13 protein-coding genes are annotated in these 16,488 nt (G+C 71.2%); 6 read left to right on the top strand and 7 right to left on the bottom strand.

Annotated elements, in window-relative coordinates; translation table 11 throughout:
• Positions 1-44: 44 nt before the first annotated feature.
• From HHX35_RS14290 to HHX35_RS14300, 3 genes are read right to left on the bottom strand one after another with little or no spacing between them, the layout of a single operon-like run.
• Complete coding sequence (locus HHX35_RS14290; RefSeq protein WP_182899290.1) at positions 45-1,049, bottom strand: YihY/virulence factor BrkB family protein; 1,005 nt, start codon at positions 1,047-1,049, stop codon at positions 45-47.
• Entirely contained in the window at positions 1,046-1,972 is a 927-nt protein-coding gene (locus HHX35_RS14295; RefSeq protein ID WP_182899291.1) for a DUF3618 domain-containing protein, read from the bottom strand. The genes HHX35_RS14290 and HHX35_RS14295 overlap by 4 nt, the downstream gene beginning before the upstream one ends.
• Complete coding sequence (locus HHX35_RS14300) at positions 1,969-2,367, bottom strand: phage holin family protein (RefSeq protein WP_139574913.1); 399 nt, start codon at positions 2,365-2,367, stop codon at positions 1,969-1,971. Before HHX35_RS14300 ends, HHX35_RS14295 begins: the two co-directional genes overlap by 4 nt.
• 366 nt (positions 2,368-2,733) lie before the next feature.
• Between HHX35_RS14300 and HHX35_RS14305 the strand changes: the two genes are divergently transcribed.
• The 3 genes from HHX35_RS14305 (at position 2,734) to HHX35_RS14315 (ending at position 8,248) form a co-directional block, all read left to right on the top strand.
• On the top strand, positions 2,734-5,208 hold the full coding sequence (locus tag HHX35_RS14305; protein WP_182899292.1) for a glycoside hydrolase family 48 protein: 2,475 nt from the start codon (positions 2,734-2,736) through the stop codon (positions 5,206-5,208).
• A gap of 152 nt (positions 5,209-5,360) precedes the next feature.
• Positions 5,361-7,745 (top strand): glycoside hydrolase family 9 protein, encoded by a 2,385-nt coding sequence (locus tag HHX35_RS14310; protein WP_182899293.1) that lies wholly within the window; start codon positions 5,361-5,363, stop codon positions 7,743-7,745.
• A 101-nt stretch (positions 7,746-7,846) separates the two neighbouring features.
• A complete protein-coding gene (locus tag HHX35_RS14315) occupies positions 7,847-8,248 on the top strand; it encodes a cellulose binding domain-containing protein (protein ID WP_182899294.1) in 402 nt (133 codons plus the stop codon).
• Between the two features lie 126 nt (positions 8,249-8,374).
• Here the strand turns inward: HHX35_RS14315 and HHX35_RS14320 are convergent, their stop codons facing one another.
• The 4 genes from HHX35_RS14320 to HHX35_RS14335 all read right to left on the bottom strand — a co-directional run bounded on the left by HHX35_RS14320 (position 8,375) and on the right by HHX35_RS14335 (position 13,528).
• Positions 8,375-8,638 (bottom strand): hypothetical protein, encoded by a 264-nt coding sequence (locus tag HHX35_RS14320; protein WP_139574909.1) that lies wholly within the window; start codon positions 8,636-8,638, stop codon positions 8,375-8,377.
• Positions 8,639-8,761: 123 nt separating this feature from the next.
• Positions 8,762-11,164: a DHA2 family efflux MFS transporter permease subunit gene (locus HHX35_RS14325; RefSeq protein WP_182899295.1), complete on the bottom strand. Its 2,403-nt coding sequence runs from the start codon at positions 11,162-11,164 to the stop codon at positions 8,762-8,764.
• Between the two features lie 59 nt (positions 11,165-11,223).
• Positions 11,224-12,789 (bottom strand): HAMP domain-containing sensor histidine kinase, encoded by a 1,566-nt coding sequence (locus tag HHX35_RS14330; protein ID WP_310739087.1) that lies wholly within the window; start codon positions 12,787-12,789, stop codon positions 11,224-11,226.
• Positions 12,790-12,799: 10 nt separating this feature from the next.
• Positions 12,800-13,528, bottom strand: coding sequence for a response regulator transcription factor (locus HHX35_RS14335; protein ID WP_139574907.1), 729 nt, complete (start codon positions 13,526-13,528; stop codon positions 12,800-12,802).
• A 149-nt stretch (positions 13,529-13,677) separates the two neighbouring features.
• Between HHX35_RS14335 and HHX35_RS14340 the strand changes: the two genes are divergently transcribed.
• From HHX35_RS14340 to HHX35_RS14350, 3 genes are read left to right on the top strand one after another with little or no spacing between them, the layout of a single operon-like run.
• On the top strand, positions 13,678-15,051 hold the full coding sequence (locus tag HHX35_RS14340) for a ferric reductase-like transmembrane domain-containing protein (RefSeq protein WP_182899296.1): 1,374 nt from the start codon (positions 13,678-13,680) through the stop codon (positions 15,049-15,051).
• A 20-nt stretch (positions 15,052-15,071) separates the two neighbouring features.
• Positions 15,072-15,710: an FMN-binding protein gene (locus HHX35_RS14345; protein ID WP_182899297.1), complete on the top strand. Its 639-nt coding sequence runs from the start codon at positions 15,072-15,074 to the stop codon at positions 15,708-15,710.
• Entirely contained in the window at positions 15,707-16,444 is a 738-nt protein-coding gene (locus HHX35_RS14350) for an FAD:protein FMN transferase (protein ID WP_310739088.1), read from the top strand. The genes HHX35_RS14345 and HHX35_RS14350 overlap by 4 nt, the downstream gene beginning before the upstream one ends.
• The last annotated feature ends 44 nt before the right edge of the window (positions 16,445-16,488 follow it).

The raw sequence follows: 16,488 nt of genomic DNA on the forward strand, positions 1-16,488 counted from the left end.
CAATGTCTCTCCGGCAGCGAGGCGTCGGTGCCGGGCGCGCCGCCTTACGGCGCGTCGGCTTCCTGGCGCGCTTCACGCCGAGTCCCTGGAACCTCGCTCAGGCCTTCCTCGGGCTCGGGGTTCTTCGGGGGATCACGGGGGTCGACGTACGGCTCCGCGGGGGACTCGCCTTCGGCGATCTTGCGACCGCGCTGGAGCTCGGCGTCGAGTTCCGCGCCGCTCAGGATGACGATGTTCGACAGCCACAGCCAGACGAGGAAGACGACCACGGCCGCGAGCGTGCCGTACGTCTTGTTGTAGGAGCCGAACCGCGCGACGTACAGCCCGAAGCCGGCCGACACCACGACCCAGGCCACGACGGCGAACAGGCTGCCGGGGCTGAGCCACCGCACACCGGGCTGGCGGACGTTGGGCGCGGCGTAGTAGAGCAACGTGATCATGCCCGCCGCGAGCAGCACGAGGACCGGCCACTTCACGATGCCCCAGACGGTGACCGCGGCGGGCCCGAGGCCGAGCAGGTTCCCCGCGATCTCCGCGAGACGACCGGTGAAGGTGACGGCGAGCACGGAGACCGCCATCAGGATCACCAGCAGCAGCGTCAGCCCCACCCGGAGCGGGGTCACCTTCCAGAACGGACGGCCCTCGCGGATGTCGAAGATCGCGTTGGTCGCCCGGATGAACGCCCCCATGTAGCCGGAGGCCGCCCACAGCGCGAGCAGCAGACCTGTGACAGCGAACACCCCGGCGGTGCCCTGGTGCTGCTGGACGTTGGCGAGGCCGGTCTGCAGCATCTGCTGGACCGGCCCCGGCGTCAGCGACTTGATGTTCCCGAGCAGCGGGCCGGTGGCGCTCTGCCCCAGCAGGCCGAGTATCGACACCAGCACGATGAGCCCGGGGAAGATCGAGAGGACGGCGTAGTACGTCAGCGAGGCCGCCCAGTCGGGGACGTTGTCCTCCTTGAACTCCTTGGCCGTGCGCTTGACCACTCCGATCCAGTCGCGGCGCGACAGCCTCTCCAGCGGCCCCTGCTCGTCCTCGGGGTCGGTCATCGGTGGGCGAACCTCCGCATGAGCGTGCGACGTGGCTGCGGGAACATCCGGCGACCGCCGAACACGCGGGACCGGCCGAACATGCCGCGCATGCCCGTCCCGCCGAACCTGCTCTTGCGGCCGAACATGCTCATGCCGCCGGGCGTCCTCTTCCCGCCGAACATGCTCATGCCACCGGACGTCCTCTTCCCGCCGAACGCGCCCTTGCCGCCGAGCGGGCCCATGCCGCCGAACCTGCTCTTGGCGCCGAACATCCGGGAGCCGAGCATCCGGGATCCGCCGCGCGGCATGCCGATCTTGCCGGACGTGCCGAGCATCCCCCTGCCCGCGCGGGCTCCGCCGAAGCCGCGCATCCTCGACACGCCCCCCTTGCCAGAGACGCCCGGCTTCTGGAACATGCCGGACACACCGGGCCTCGTCATACGGCCCTGGCTCCGGGTGATCCGGCGCAGCAGCAGCAGCGCGGTGCCCGCGGCTCCGGCGGCGGCGATCAGGCCGGCACGACGCTTCGCCTGCTCGCCGACCCTGCCTGCGGCTCCGCGCAGCGGCTGCGGCGTTGCCTCGCGCACGCGGCCGGTGACACCGGCCACCCTGGCCCGCGCGGCCGCGGTGGTCGCGTGCACGCGTTCCTGCGCCCGTGCCTTCACGTCGGCCTTGGCGGCCAGTGCCTCGATCGTGTCGCCGAGGTGGTCGCGGGTCCGCTCGATCTCCTGGCGGACCTCGGCGATCTCGTCGTGCCCCTTCTCCTCGTGTTCGCCCCTGGTCTCGGTGTCCCGGGCCGCGGCGACGGGCTCGGGGCCGGGCCGCGACTGCCGTACGGCGTTCAGCGACTCCGGCTCGGTGACCGGCTCGGACACGTCCTGTCTGTGCACACCCACGGTCCCGGCGTTCGGCCGGGCCGCTCCGGGTTCGGTCTCGGTCATCTGCGCGCACTCTCCTTCATGACGTCGATGTCTGCTTTGAGGCTGCGCATCGCCTCGTCGGGAGTGGGCGGCGCCGCACGGGACACCTGCTCCTTGCCCACCAGGGCGAGCAGCCCGGCGAGCGCCAGCAGCGCGACGCCGATGATCAGGGCGCTGGCCCAGGCCGGCAGCACGAGCGCGAGCGCCAGGATCGCCGTGGCCACGAGGGCTCCTCCGCCGTAGAACGCGATGAGACCCGCGGCGCCGAGCAGGCCCGCGCCCATGCCCGCGCGTTTGCCCTTCCGAGTCATTTCCAGCCGCGCCAGCCGCAGTTCGTCGCGGATCAGCCGGGAGACGTCCTCGGACAGCCGGCGGACGAGTTCGCCCGTGGACAGCGACTCCTTCTGGATGGTCATGGCCTGCCTCCCTTCCAGGGTTGGGAAGCGCCTACCCGCAGCCGAGAGCCCTAACCACGGGGCTCGGCGGGGTGAACGGCCAGGCTGTTACACATGAAAGTTTCAGTTATGAATTAGCGCCACATCCGCCAGAGGCGGGCAAAAGGCCAGCAAGGGGCCCCGGCTCACCGCCCGAGGGGGTCACCGAGTGAGGCGTCGGCAACCCGTCATTGACATACCGGGGGCCCAATCCACAATCCTGAGGTGGGAGCGCTCCCATCGTATCGGTTCAGATCCACCCTTGCCCGCATCGGTCACGAAATCCGCTACCTGGCATTTCTTCACCCGATGCTCCCACCCCCAACCCACTTTGGAGACCCTCCTCAAATGCGAACGAGAGCTCTGAGTACGGGAGCGCTCCCACGATCGCGGAAACGGCTCGCCCTGCTGGCGGCCGCCTCCGTGTCGGGCGGCCTCCTCGTCGGGCTGGCGCAGACCCCCGCGTCCGCCGCCGTGTCCTGCGACGTCCAGTACGCGCTTAACTCCTGGGGTTCCGGATCGGGCGGTTTCACGGCCAGCCTGGACATCAAGAACCTGGGCGACTCGATCAGCAGCTGGACGCTCAAGTTCAACTTCCCCAACGGGCAGAAGCTGTCGAACGGCTGGTCGGCCAACTGGAGCCAGAGCGGCGCCACCGTCACGGCCACGAACATGTCGTGGAACGGGAACCTCGGCACCGGCGCGACGACCAACATCGGGTTCCAGGGAACGTGGTCCGGCAGCAACAACAAGCCCACCTCGTTCTCCATCAACGGCGTGACCTGTGGGGCGACCGTCAGCCCGTCCCCGAGCCCCTCCCCGAGCCCCTCGGCCAGCCCGTCCGCGTCGCCGTCCGCGTCGCCGTCGGCGTCCCCCTCCGCCTCGCCTTCGGCGTCGCCCTCCGCGTCGCCGTCGACGAGCCCCTCGCCGGGGGACAACCAGTACATCAACAACTTCATGACGATGTACAACAAGATCCACGACCCGGCCAACGGGTACTTCTCGCCCCAGGGCGTGCCGTACCACTCGGTCGAGACGCTGCTCGTGGAGGCTCCCGACCAGGGCCACGAGACGACGTCCGAGGCGTTCAGCTACTACCTGTGGCTGGAGGCGATGTACGGCAAGATCACCGGTGACTGGTCGAAGTTCAACACCGCGTGGACGACGATGGAGAAGTACATCATCCCGTCGCACACCGACCAGCCCACCAACGACAAGTACGACGCCAGCAAGCCGGCGACGTACGCGGGTGAGTGGAACGACATCAGCCAGTACCCGTCGAAGCTGGACAACAGCGTCAGCGTCGGCACCGACCCGATCGCGGGCGAGCTGAAGTCCGCCTACGGCACCTCCGACATCTACGGCATGCACTGGCTGCTGGACGTCGACAACACCTACGGCTACGGCCGCTGCGGCGACGGCACCACCAAGCCTGCGTACATCAACACCTACCAGCGCGGGCCCGAGGAGTCGGTCTTCGAGACCATTCCTCAGCCGTCGTGTGACACCTTCAAGTTCGGCGGCCCGAACGGGTACCTCGACCTGTTCACCGGCGACAGCAGCTACGCCAAGCAGTGGAAGTACACCAACGCGCCGGACGCCGACGCCCGCGCCGTCCAGGCCGCCTACTGGGCGCTGACCTGGGCGACCGAGCAGGGCAAGCAGTCGCAGATCTCCACCTCCGTGGCCAACGCCGCGAAGATGGGCGACTACCTGCGCTACGCGATGTACGACAAGTACTTCAAGCAGCCGAACTGCACCAGCACCTCCTGCCCGGCGGGCACCGGCAAGAACGCGTCGAACTACCTGCTGTCCTGGTACTACGCCTGGGGCGGCGCGTACGACACGTCGGCCGGATGGGCCTGGCGCATCGGCTCCAGCCACAACCACGGCGGCTACCAGAACCCGATGGCGGCCTGGGCGCTGTCGAACGTCAGCGCGCTGAAGCCCAAGGGCGCCACGGCCGTCACCGACTGGTCGACCAGCCTCACCCGGCAGATCCAGTTCTACAAGTGGCTGCAGTCGGCCGAGGGCGCCATCGCCGGTGGCGCGACCAACAGCTGGGAGGGCCACTACGCCGCCCCGCCGTCGGGGCTGCCGAAGTTCTTCGGCATGGCCTACGACTGGCAGCCGGTCTACCACGACCCGCCGTCGAACCAGTGGTTCGGTTTCCAGGCGTGGTCGATGGAGCGCGTGGCGGAGTACTACTACGCCACGGGCAACGCCGACGCCAAGTCGGTGCTCGACAAGTGGGTCACCTGGGCGCTGTCCGGCACCACGGTGAACTCCGACGGCACCTTCCAGATCCCGTCGACGCTGCACTGGACCGGCCAGCCGGACGCCAGCTTCAGCGGCACCGGGATGCCGCCGGCCAACACCGGCCTGCACGTGACCATCGCCGACTACACCGACGACATCGGCGTGGCCGGTTCGTACGCCAAGACGCTGATGTTCTACGCGGCCAAGTCGGGCAACGCCCAGGCCAAGAGCACGGCCAAGGCCCTGCTCGACGGCATCTGGAAGAACAACCAGGACGCCAAGGGCGTGTCGGTGGCCGAGACCAAGACGGACTACAACCGCCTCGACGACCCGATCTACGTCCCGTCCGGCTGGACCGGCAAGATGCCGAACGGCGACCCGATCAACAGCAACTCGACCTTCATCTCCATCCGGTCCTGGTACAAGAACGACCCGGACTGGCCGAAGGTCCAGTCGTACCTGAACGGTGGATCGGCTCCGGTCTTCCACTACCACCGCTTCTGGGCGCAGACCGACGTGGCCACCGCGCTCGGACAGTACGGCCTGCTCTTCCCCAACGGCTGAGCACGCCCCGTAAGCCGGGGTGCGGTGTCGCCTGACCCTTCACCGCACCCCAAGGAAGTGTCCCGGCGGGACACGACCGAGTAAGCCGGGGCGCGGCGGCGCCTGACCCGCTGCCGCGCCCCCGACCCCCCACCCATGTGAGGCACATCTTCATGCGGCGTACGTTCCCGGCACTGGCTGCGCTGATCATCTCCACCGCGGTCGTCCCGGCCGCGGTCCCCATGTCGGCTTCCGCGGCCCCGGCGTTCAACTACGGCGAGGCGTTGCAGAAGTCGCTCTTCTTCTACGAGGCCCAGCAGTCCGGCAAGCTGCCGTCCACCAACCGCGTCACCTGGCGCGGCGACTCGGCGCTCAACGACGGCAAGGACGCCGGCCTGGACCTGACCGGCGGCTGGTACGACGCCGGCGACCACGTCAAGTTCGGCCTGCCGATGGCGTTCAGCACGACGATGCTCGCGTGGGGCGCGGTGGACTACCGCGACGCCTACGCCTCGTCCGGGCAGCTCACCTACCTGCTCAACAGCCTGCGCTTCGTCAACGACTACTTCGTGAAGGCGCACCCCTCCCCCAACGTCCTGTACGGCCAGGTCGGCAGCGGCAACGCCGACCACGCCTGGTGGGGGGCGGCCGAGGTGCTGCCGATGAGCAGGCCCTCGTACAAGATCGACTCCTCGTGCGGCGGAGCCGACCTGGCCGGTGAGACGGCGGCCGCGATGGCGGCCTCCTCGATCGTCTTCCGGCCCACCGACCCGTCGTACGCCGACAAGCTCCTCACCCACGCCAAGCAGCTGTACACGTTCGCCGACACCGTGCGGGGCAAGTACAGCGACTGCATCACCGACGCGGCCAACTTCTACAAGTCCTGGAGCGGCTACAACGACGAGCTGGTGTGGGGCGCCATCTGGCTCTACCGCGCCACCCAGGACTCCTCCTACCTCGCCAAGGCCGAGTCGTACTACGCGAACCTCGGCACCGAGCCGCAGTCGACCACCAAGTCGTACAAGTGGACGATCGCCTGGGACGACAAGTCGTACGGCTGCTACGCGCTGCTGGCCAAGCTGACCGGCAAGCAGCAGTACGCCGACGACGCGAACCGGTGGCTCGACTGGTGGACGGTCGGCGTCAACGGGCAGAAGGTGAACTACTCCCCCGGCGGCCAGGCCGTGCTCGACTCGTGGGGCTCGCTCCGCTACGCCGCCAACACCGCGTTCGTCGCGCTCGACTACAGCGACTGGCTGACCGACGCCACCCGCAAGGCCCGCTACCACGACTTCGCCGTGCGGCAGATCAACTACGCGCTCGGCGACAACCCGCGCAAGTCGTCGTACGAGATCGGCTTCGGGACCAACCCGCCGCGCAACCCGCACCACCGCACCGCGCACGGCACCTGGACCAACAACCTGAACGGCGAGCCGGAGCAGAGCCGGCACATCCTGTACGGCGCGCTGGTCGGCGGCCCCAAGTCGGCCGACGACGCCTACACCGACAGCCGTGCCGACTACACGATGAACGAGGTCGCCACCGACTACAACGCCGGCTTCACCAGCGCGCTGGTGCGGCTGTACAAGGAGTACGGCGGCACGCCGCTGGCGAACTTCCCGGTCGCGGAGACCCCCGACGGCCCGGAGATCTACCTCCAGGCGGCGCTCAACGCCACCGGCCAGAACTTCACCGAGATCAAGACGCTGGTCTACAACCACTCGGCCTGGCCCGCCCGCGCGCTGACCGACGGTTCGTTCCGCTACTACTTCACCCTCGACGGCGACACCACGCCGAGCCAGATCACGCTGACTGCCAACTACAACCAGTGCAAGCCGCCGACCGGCCCGACGCAGTTCTCCGGCAGGGTCTACTACGTCACGATCGACTGCTCGGGCCAGGTCATCGCGCCGCAGGGGCAGTCGGAGTCGCGGCGTGAGGTGCAGTTCCGCATCGCCAGCTCGGGTTCGTGGGACCCGTCGAACGACTGGTCGTACACCGGGGTGTCCACTACGCCGTCCACGCCGGCGACGGTGCAGAACATGACGCTCTACTCGGGGTCCACCAAGATCTGGGGCAACGCCCCGGGCAGCGAGCCGTCCCCGTCGCCCAGCCCGTCGGTCTCCCCGTCCGCGTCGCCGTCCGCGTCCCCGTCTCCGTCCCCCAGCCCGTCGGTCTCCCCGTCCGCGTCCCCGTCTCCGTCCCCCAGCCCGTCCGTCTCGCCGTCCCCGTCGCCGTCCCCGTCGCCGGTGACCGGCAAGGCGTGCACCGCGACGTACAAGGTCACCAACTCGTGGCAGGGCGGCTTCCAGGCGGACGTCACCGTACGCAACTCCGGCACCTCGGCCGTCTCCGGCTGGACGGTGGCCTGGTCGTTCCCGGACGGCCAGACCGTCTCCCAGCTGTGGAGCGGCACCGTCAGCCAGAGCGGGTCGAACGTCACAGTGAAGAACCTGTCCTGGAACGGCAGCCTGAGCGCCGGCGCCACCACGAGCTTCGGCTTCACCGGCACCGGCTCGGGCACCGTCCCGTCGTCCGTCACCTGCACCCCCGCGTAGCCCGCGTTCCCGGGCTCGCCCAAGTCCGCCCGCCTTCCCCAGACGGACCCCTCTCTGGGGAAGGCGGGCATCCACGTCAGCGCCGAGAAAGGGAGAGATCGATGATCAGACAGACGATCGCCACGGCAGCCCTGGTCCTGGCGACCGCGGGGATCACGGCCGTCCCGGCGGCCGCGGACTCGATCGGCTGCACGGCGACCTACACGATCACCACCGTGTGGGGCGGTTCGCAGAGCCACGGCGCGATCGCACAGGTGACCGTGAGCAACAGCGGGTCGTCGGCGATCAAGGGCTGGCGCGTGTCGTTGCGTTACACCGACGGCACCGTCGTCACCCAGGTAGGGGGAGCCGTGTCGCTTCCGGTGATCGGCCTGCCGGGCATCTACGCGTTCGGCAACGAGAGCTACAACGGCGACATCCCGATGGGCGGCTCGACCGCCTTCGGCCTCATGACCAGCGGGGGCGGCGGCGGAGCTCCCAGCATCAGCTGCACGCCCGTCTGACGCCCCGCGCGGCGGCAACCGGCCATGCCTGCACAGACGATCCCCCGGGACACACTCCCGGGGGATCGTCGTCTTCCGTTAGACGAACCAGACGCAACCAGACATGTCACACTGTGCCATGCCGGATCACCACGACTCCGGAGGCAGGTTCACGTCGCCGACACGGTCGTAGATGACGGTCTCGTCCGCCAGCCTGACGACCACAACGCGGCGGGCGAGCCCCGCTCTCTCCAGCGCCTTCGCCGACTCCACGGCGTTCTTGGCGTAGTGGTAGCGGTCACGGCTACCGGTGAACGGGCTCTCCCTGTCGCACCTGACCTCGTAGCGGTCATCCGGCCAAGGGTGGGTAAGCCCGTCAGCAGTGCGGCGCTCGGTAGCGGTCGCGGTCATTGCACACCTCTCTTGTCGCGGAGGGACCTCCGCTCAGAAAGACCCCCCTGCCCCCCCAACGTCTAAGTATTCCTCATATGCAACATTTGTTTCACAGCACCCCCTCAAACAGGGGGGTATAGGTCACGTGCTCGTCCGGCGGGCCTCGCCCGCGGGCAGCAACAGGGCGGGGACCACGGTGAGCGCGACGACCACCAGAATCGCCCAGAACGCCGAGGGGAATCCCGAGCTCAGGTTCGCGACGCCTGGAACCGTGGACCATCCCAGCACCATCGCGATCAGCGCCGTCCCCGCCGCGCCGCCGGCCTGCACGCCCATGGCGTTGGCCGTCGTCGCCGCCGGGATCCGCGCCTCCGGCAGCGAGTGATAGAGGCTGGCCATCAGGGGCGTGCCGACGAACGCCAGCCCGACGCCGCGGACGAACAACGCCGCGACCAGCACCGGCGGATTCGTGTGCGCCGAGGCGAGCGCGAAGGGAAGCGTGCCGGCCGCGACCAGGGCGAGGCCGACGAGGACCGGCAGGCGCGCGTTGCGCGAGACGTCGACCAGCCACCCGGCCAGGAGCACCGCGACGAGCGTGCCCGCCCCCTGTGCGGCGAACAACCAGCCGGCCTGCCGGGCCGACAGTCCGTCGACGGTCTGGAAGTACAGCGGCACCAGGAACACCGCGGCGAAGAGCGCGAAGTGGTGGAGCAGCGACGCGGAGGCCGAGGCGGCGAACGCGCGGTCGCGGAACAGGCGCGGGTCCACCACCCGCCCGGTGGATCGGGCCGCCCACCCCACGTACGCCGCGAGCAGCCCCACCCCGGCCGTCAAGGGGAGTGCGACCTCGGGCGTGAGGACAGAGGCGACGTTCCCGCCCATCTGGCTAAGCCCGAAGACGACCGCGGTCAGTCCGCCGCTCAGGCAGATCAGCCCGCCCACGTCGAGCCGGCCGGCGACCGCCGGGTCGGGCGCGAAGGGAAGGAGCACGGCGGACAGGATGCTCGTCAGCAGCAGCAGAGGGACGGTGAGGAAGAAGATCCACCGCCACGACAGCACGTCGATGACCACTCCCGCGACGACGGGCCCGGCGATGGGCGCCGCCTGTACGGCCACCGCGATCAGGGCCATCGCCCGGCCGCGCCGCTCGCGGCCGGCGACCTCGGCGACGAGGATGCGGCTCAGCGGGAAGACCATCCCGGCGCCGAGTCCCTGTATCACCCGGAAGGCGATGAGGGCGCCGAACGACCAGGCCAGCCCGCACAGGACCGAGCCGGCCAGCGACAGGACGAGTGCGGTGATCCACACCGCCGCCGCCCCGAACCGCTGAGCCAGCCATCCGGTGACGGGAATGACCATCGTCGCGGCCAGCAGGTAGGCGGTGATCACCCATTGCGCGTCCGCGTACGACGCCCCGAAGTCCATGGAGAGCGTGCGCACGGCCGTCCCCATCACGGTGCCGTCCAGGAGCACCATGAACCCGCCCAGCGCCAGCACCGCCGCCGCGATCATCGGTGGCGCGTCGAGCACCCGCGCGCCGGGCCGCGGGCCGTCGGCGGCCGGAGGCGCGGACGACAGCGGCAGCGTGCGCGGAGGCGGGGCGTCGGAGGGTCGCGGCCCGTCGTACGGCGGGGGGCCGGCGCCGGGACCGGGGTGGGCGGCGGGGTGGGCGGCGGGGCGGGCGGCGGCGCGGGCGCCGTCCTCGAGCAGGGTGTCGGCGGGGTGGCCGGCGCCGAGGATGTTCAGCAGGATCTGCCGGGCGGCGGGGCGGCGGGCGGGGTCCTTGGCCAGGCAGGCGGTGAGGATCTCGCGCAACGGGCCGGTCAGTGCGCCGGTGAGGGGACCCAGGTCGGGGTCGGCGTGCAGGATGCGGTGCATGACCGCGGGGATGGAGTCCTGCCCGAAGGGCGTGGCCCCGGTGGCGGCGTGCGCGATCGTGCAGGCCCAGGCGAAGACGTCGGCGGCAGGACCGACCGCCTGTCCCGCGATCTGCTCGGGCGCCATGTAGGCGGGGGTGCCCACGACCGCGCTGGACATGGTGCCGGTGGCGTCCAGCGCCCGCGCGATGCCGAAATCGATCACCCGCGGTCCGTCCGCCCCCATGATGACGTTGCCCGGCTTGAAGTCGCGGTGCACCACCCCGGCCTCGTGGATCGCCGCCAGCGCGGTCACCGTCGCGATCGCCAGCCGCTCCAGCGCACCGCCCGTCACCGGCCCGCCCGAGACGATCACCTCACCCAGCGACGGCCCCGCCACGAACTCCGACACGATGTAGGGACGATCCCCCGCCACGTCGGCGTCCAGCACCCGCGCCGTGCAGAACGCAGCCACCCTGCGCGCGTGGTCCAGCTCAGCCGCGAACCGCGCCCGCGCCCGGTCGTCCCCGGCGAACCGCGCGTGCAGCAGTTTCACCGCCACCGGCTCACCGCCCGGGGCCAGGCCCTGGTAAACGGTTCCCTGGCCGCCCTCGCCGAGCAGGCCGAGCAGCCGGTAGAGGCCCACCTGCCGCGGATCGTCGGCACGAAGCGCCCGTAACCCCGCCATCTCCCCCTCCCGGTATCGGACGGGGCGACATTACCGGAACCGATCACCACGGGTCAGGATCAACCGAGAAGCGCCTTGTCCGACGGCACAGGCCCGGCGGGCAGGATGACCCGGAACGCCGTACGGCCGGGACGGCTCTCGACGTCGACGGTGCCGCCGTGCGCGGCCACCACCGCCTTGACGATCGCGAGCCCCAGGCCGCTGCCGCCCGAGGCCCGGGTGCGGGCCTTGTCGGCGCGGACGAACCGCTCGAAGATCTCGCCCTGCAGGTCCTCGGGGATGCCGGGGCCGTCGTCGGTCACGGTCAGCTCCACCTTGTCCGGGCCGGGCACACGCAGGGCCACGGTCACCGTCGTGCCGGGCGGGGTGTGCGCGCGGGCGTTGCCCAGCAGGTTGGCCACCACCTGGTGAAGCCGGTCGGGGTCCCCGGGCACGGTGACCGGCTCCTCGGGCAGATCGAGCCTCCAGCGGTGGTCGGGCCCGTAGGCGCGGGCGTCGCCGGTGGCGTCGATGGCCAGGCGGGTCAGGTCGACCACCTCGCGCGCCAGCGGGCGGCCGGCGTCGAGCCGGGTGAGCAGCAGCAGGTCGTCCACGAGCGTGCCCATGCGGGCCGACTCGGCGTCGATGCGTTCCAGGGCGTGCCGCACGGCGCCGGGGACGGCCCGCTCGTCGCGCCGGGCGAGCTGGACGTGGGCGCGGACGGTGGCGAGCGGGGTGCGCAGTTCGTGGCTGGCGTCGGCGGCGAAGGTGCGCATCCGCTGCTCGCTGGCGTGGCGGTGGGCGAGGGCCCGCCCCACGTGGCCGAGCATGCGGTTGAACGCCTCCCCCACCTGGCCGATCTCGGTGCGGGGGTCCTCGTCGGGCACCCCCTCGGGCAGCTCCACCTCGCCGTCGGCCAGCGGCAGGCGGGCCACGCGCCGGGCCGTGGCCGCGACCCGGTCCAGCGGGCGCAGCGACAGCCGCACCCAGACAGCCCCGGCGATACCGGTGACGAGCACGACGACGGCGAACACCCCGATCTCGGCCATCTGCAGGCGCTGCACGGTGTCACGCACGTCGTCCAGGGGCAGGCCGGTGACGAGGAGCTCCCCGTCGTCGTTCTCCACGGCCATCACCCGGTAGTCGTCGAGTCCGCCCGAGGACATGTCCACCGTGTGCCCGAGCCCGTCGGCTGGGACGGCGGCCAGCAACCTCTGGTCCGCCGCGGACAGGACCGGGTCGGCCCGGCCCACCACCGCCGGCTCGCCCACCTGGCCGTCCCGGACGAGGACGCCCAGCGTGCCGGGGGCCTGGCCGCGCGAGTCGCCGCGCTCGCCGTACGGATTGCGCGGATACCCGTGCTCGCGCTCCTCGTGGGCCAGGCTCGCCGCGAACCGCCCGGCCGTCACGGACAGCTGCTGGTCCACTCGCTCGACCATGAAGCGTTCGAGCAGGAGGGACGAGGCCGCCCCGGCCGCCGCGCAGGCGAGCACGAGCAGCACCAGCGTGCCCACCACCAGGCGGGCCCGCAGCGTCGTCGGCACCAGGCGAAGCAGGCGGCGGCGCGTACGCGGCACCGGCCTGCGCGGCGCTGTCTCGCGCGGCGCTGTCTCGGGCGGCACCGCCTGGCGCGGCGAGCCGGTCACGGCGGCGCGGTCACGGCCGCAGGACGTATCCCACGCCCCGCACCGTGTGGATCAGCGGCCTGCGGCCGGCGTCGATCTTCTTGCGCAGGTAGCTGATGTACAGCTCGACCACGTGCGCCTGCCCGCCGAAGTCGTACGACCAGACGCGGTCGAGGATCTGCGCCTTGCTCAGCACGCGCCGGGGGTTGCGCATGAGGAAGCGCAGCAGCTCGAACTCGGTCGGCGTGAGATCGACCAGCTCCCCGTCCCGGGTCACCTCGCGGGCGTCCTCGTCCATCACCAGATCGCCCACCACCAGCCGGTCGCCCTCGGCGCTGCGCGCCATGCCGGCGCGGCGCAGCAGCCCGCGCAGCCGGGCGAGCACCTCCTCCAGGCTGAACGGTTTGGTCACGTAGTCGTCCCCGCCCGCCGTGATGCCCGCGATGCGGTCCTCCACCGCGTCGCGCGCGGTCAGGAACAGCACGCACACGTCCGGGGCCTCGGCGCGCAGGCGGCGCAGCACCTCCAGCCCGTCGAAGTCGGGCAGCATCACGTCCAGCAGCACCGCGTCGGGCTGGAACTCCCGCGCCTCCTGCACGGCCGACGTCCCGTCGCCCGCCGTGCGCACCTCCCATCCCTCGTACTTCAGCACCGCCGCGAGGACCTCGACGAGGTCCGGTTCGTCGTCGACCACGAGGACGCGTACGGGGGTTCCGTCGGGGCGGACCAGTCCGGGCTGGTCGTTCGAAGTCTTACGCATGATGCCTACAGGGTCCTCCCCGCTCACCGGGCCTACCCTGTGAGCCGCCTCAGAGAATCCTATGAATGGTCCGCAGGTGCCCCGGTTCATAGGAAAACAAGAGGTTCGGTTGGCACGGTGGGTCGCGTGATGACGACGAGGAGGCAGCCGTGACCACCACTTTCCCGGGGACATCGGCGACGACCGGGCACGCGCGTCCGCCGCGACGGGGCGTGCGGGCCCGCCCCGAGGCCGTCCTGGCGCTCATCGCCGCGGGCGTGGTCGCGGTCGTCGGCATGTGGTGGGCGAACACGCCCAGCGTCGCGGGCTTCGACGACTGGCTGACGAACGCGGGGCGCATCACCGGGCTGCTCGCCGGATACGCGATCGCCGTGCTGCTGGCGCTGATGGCCCGGGTCCCCGCGCTGGAGCGCGGTGTCGGCTCCGACCGGCTCGCCCGGTGGCACTCCATGGGCGGCCGCTACGTCGTCGGTCTGACGGTGGCGCACATGCTGCTGATCATCTGGGGTTACGCGCTGACCGACCGCACCGACGTGGTGAGCGAGACGGTGACGCTGAACCTCACCTATCCCGACGTGCTGAAGGCCACCGTCGCGCTGCTGCTCCTGGTGGGCGTCGGTGTCGTCTCCGCCCGTAGGATCCGCCCGAAGCTGCGCTACGAGACGTGGTTCCACCTGCACTTCTACACCTATCTGGCCGCGTGGCTGGCCTTCGGGCACCAGCTCGCCACGGGCGCGGAGTTCGCCGTGGCCCCGGTCGCCCGCACCTCCTGGTACGTCCTCTACTTGGGCGTCGCGGCGCTGATCGCGTGGTATCGCTTTCTCACGCCCGTGCGGCTGGCCGTGCGGCACCGCCTGAGGGTCTCCCGGGTGGTGCCCGAGGCTCCGGGGATCGTCTCCGTGTACGTGACCGGACGGCGCCTGGACCGGCTGCGGGCCGAGCCCGGCCAGTTCTTCCGCTGGCGGTTCCTGACCAGGCACCTGTGGTGGTCCCCCAACCCGTACTCGCTGTCCGCCCCGCCCGGTGCGAGCGAGATGCGGATCACGGTGAAGGACCTGGGCGACCAGAGCCGCTCTCTCGCCGGTCTCCGGCCCGGCACCCGGGTGCTCGCCGAGGGGCCGTACGGCGCGTTCACCGCGAGCGGGCGCCGGGCGCGCAGGGTGCTGCTCGTCGCGGGCGGCGTCGGCATCACGCCGCTGCGCGCGCTGTTCGAGTCGGTGCCGGCCGCCTCCGGCGACCTGACCCTCCTCTACCGTGCGCGCGACGAACGGGACCTGGTGTTCCGCGCCGAGCTCGAGGAGATCGCCAGGGCGCGCGGCGCGACCCTGCACTACTGCGTCGGCCCCCGGGCCGCGATCGGCGACCCGTTCACCCCCGCGACGCTCGCCGGGCTGGTGCCGCACCTGCCCCGCCACGAGGCGTACGTCTGCGGTCCGGCCGAGATGACGAGCGCCGTCACCGCCGCCCTGCGGGCCGCCGGGGTGCCGAAGCGCCGCATCCACCACGAGTCGTTCGAGTTCTGACCATCCGGATTGGAAGTGCCATGCGCAGAGCAATACTGGCCGTGCTCGCGACCGCCGTCGGTCTCGTGCTGCTGCTGTCCTTCAAACCGCACGAGGTGACCTCGCTCGCCGAGCGTCCGGCCGCCGTCACCCAGGGCGACGCCGGGGCGACGGACGGGAACGGGGAGGGCTCCGGCGACGGCTTCTTCGGCCGTGACCGCGACCACGACGACGACCACGACGAGTTCGGCGACGGGGACGGGGACCGCTTCGGCGGGAGCTCCTCCGGTGCCGCCGGTTCCCCCGGCGCCTCGGGTGCCTCCGGTGCCGCCGGTGCCGCCGGTTCCTCGAACCCCACGGGATCCTGGACCGGGCAGGGCGCCACCGCGGGTGTCACCAACGGCGGGCAGACCCTCACCGGCGACTCCGCCGACACCCGCTGGGGACCGGTGCAGGTGGCGATCGTGATCTCCGGTGGGAAGATGGCCGGCATCAAGGTGCTCGACGCCCCGGCGAACAACCACCGCGACATCAGGATCAACAACGAGGCCCTGCCGATCCTCAACGAGGAGGCGCTGACGGCGCAGTCCGCCCAGATCGACACGGTCTCCGGCGCCACCTACACCAGCGAGGGCTACATCCGCTCCCTGCAGAGCGCGCTCGACAAGGCCGGCTTGTGACACGCCACGTCGAGCACGTCATGGGCACCGTTTTCTCCTTCGACGTACGCCACTTCGACGGGCGTCACTCCGACGTCGAGCCGTACGTCGCGGAGGCGGTGGCGTGGCTGCACCACGTCGACGAGGTCTTCTCGACCTACAAGCCGGACAGCCCGGTCAGCAGGCTGGGCCGGGGCGAGATCACCCTGGCCGACTGCCCGCCGGAGGTGGCCGGCATCCTCCGCATGTGCGAATCGGTGAGCGACCGGTCCCGCGGATACTTCACGGCCTACCCCGGGGGCCGGCTCGACCCCTCGGCCATCGTCAAGGGCTGGGCGGTCGAACGGGCCTCCGCCCTGCTGCGGGAGGCGGGCGCGCCGGACCACTGCGTGAACGGCGGCGGGGACGTGCGGCTGTCCGGCTCGGCGGGCCCCGGCCGCTCCTGGCGAGTCGGCGTCGCCCACCCGCTCCGTCCGGGAGACCTCGCCGCCGTGGTGTCGGGCAACGACCTCGCCGTGGCGACCTCGGGCACCGCGGAGCGCGGGGCGCACGTCATCGACCCCCACACCGGCCGGCCCGCCACCGAACTGGCCTCGGTGACGGTGATCGGGCCGGACCTCGCCCTGGCCGACGCGTACGCCACCGGCGCCTTCGCCATGGGCGGCGCCGCCCGGGAGTGGGTGGAGGAGCTGGACGGCTACGAGGCCTTCGCCGTCACCGCGACCGGCGCCACCTGGCGGACGTCCGGCCTCTGAGGGGACGACGCGCGGGCCGGCGCCGGTGACCGCGACCTGGGTGG

This window comes from Microbispora sp. H10830 (assembly GCF_014161375.1).
In the GTDB taxonomy this organism is placed as follows: Bacteria; Actinomycetota; Actinomycetes; order Streptosporangiales; family Streptosporangiaceae; genus Microbispora; species Microbispora catharanthi.

Excerpts from the sequence above, each read along its gene's own strand:
- HHX35_RS14345 (WP_182899297.1), top strand. The coding sequence starts at position 15,072 with ATGCGCAGAGCAATACTGGCCGTGCTCGCGACCGCCGTCGGTCTCGTG.
- HHX35_RS14310 (WP_182899293.1), top strand. The coding sequence starts at position 5,361 with ATGCGGCGTACGTTCCCGGCACTGGCTGCGCTGATCATCTCCACCGCG.
- HHX35_RS14315 (WP_182899294.1), top strand. The coding sequence starts at position 7,847 with ATGATCAGACAGACGATCGCCACGGCAGCCCTGGTCCTGGCGACCGCG.
- HHX35_RS14290 (WP_182899290.1), bottom strand. The coding sequence starts at position 1,049 with ATGACCGACCCCGAGGACGAGCAGGGGCCGCTGGAGAGGCTGTCGCGC.
- HHX35_RS14320 (WP_139574909.1), bottom strand. The coding sequence starts at position 8,638 with ATGACCGCGACCGCTACCGAGCGCCGCACTGCTGACGGGCTTACCCAC.
- HHX35_RS14300 (WP_139574913.1), bottom strand. The coding sequence starts at position 2,367 with ATGACCATCCAGAAGGAGTCGCTGTCCACGGGCGAACTCGTCCGCCGG.
- HHX35_RS14325 (WP_182899295.1), bottom strand. The coding sequence starts at position 11,164 with ATGGCGGGGTTACGGGCGCTTCGTGCCGACGATCCGCGGCAGGTGGGC.
- HHX35_RS14295 (WP_182899291.1), bottom strand. The coding sequence starts at position 1,972 with ATGACCGAGACCGAACCCGGAGCGGCCCGGCCGAACGCCGGGACCGTG.
- HHX35_RS14305 (WP_182899292.1), top strand. The coding sequence starts at position 2,734 with ATGCGAACGAGAGCTCTGAGTACGGGAGCGCTCCCACGATCGCGGAAA.
- HHX35_RS14335 (WP_139574907.1), bottom strand. The coding sequence starts at position 13,528 with ATGCGTAAGACTTCGAACGACCAGCCCGGACTGGTCCGCCCCGACGGA.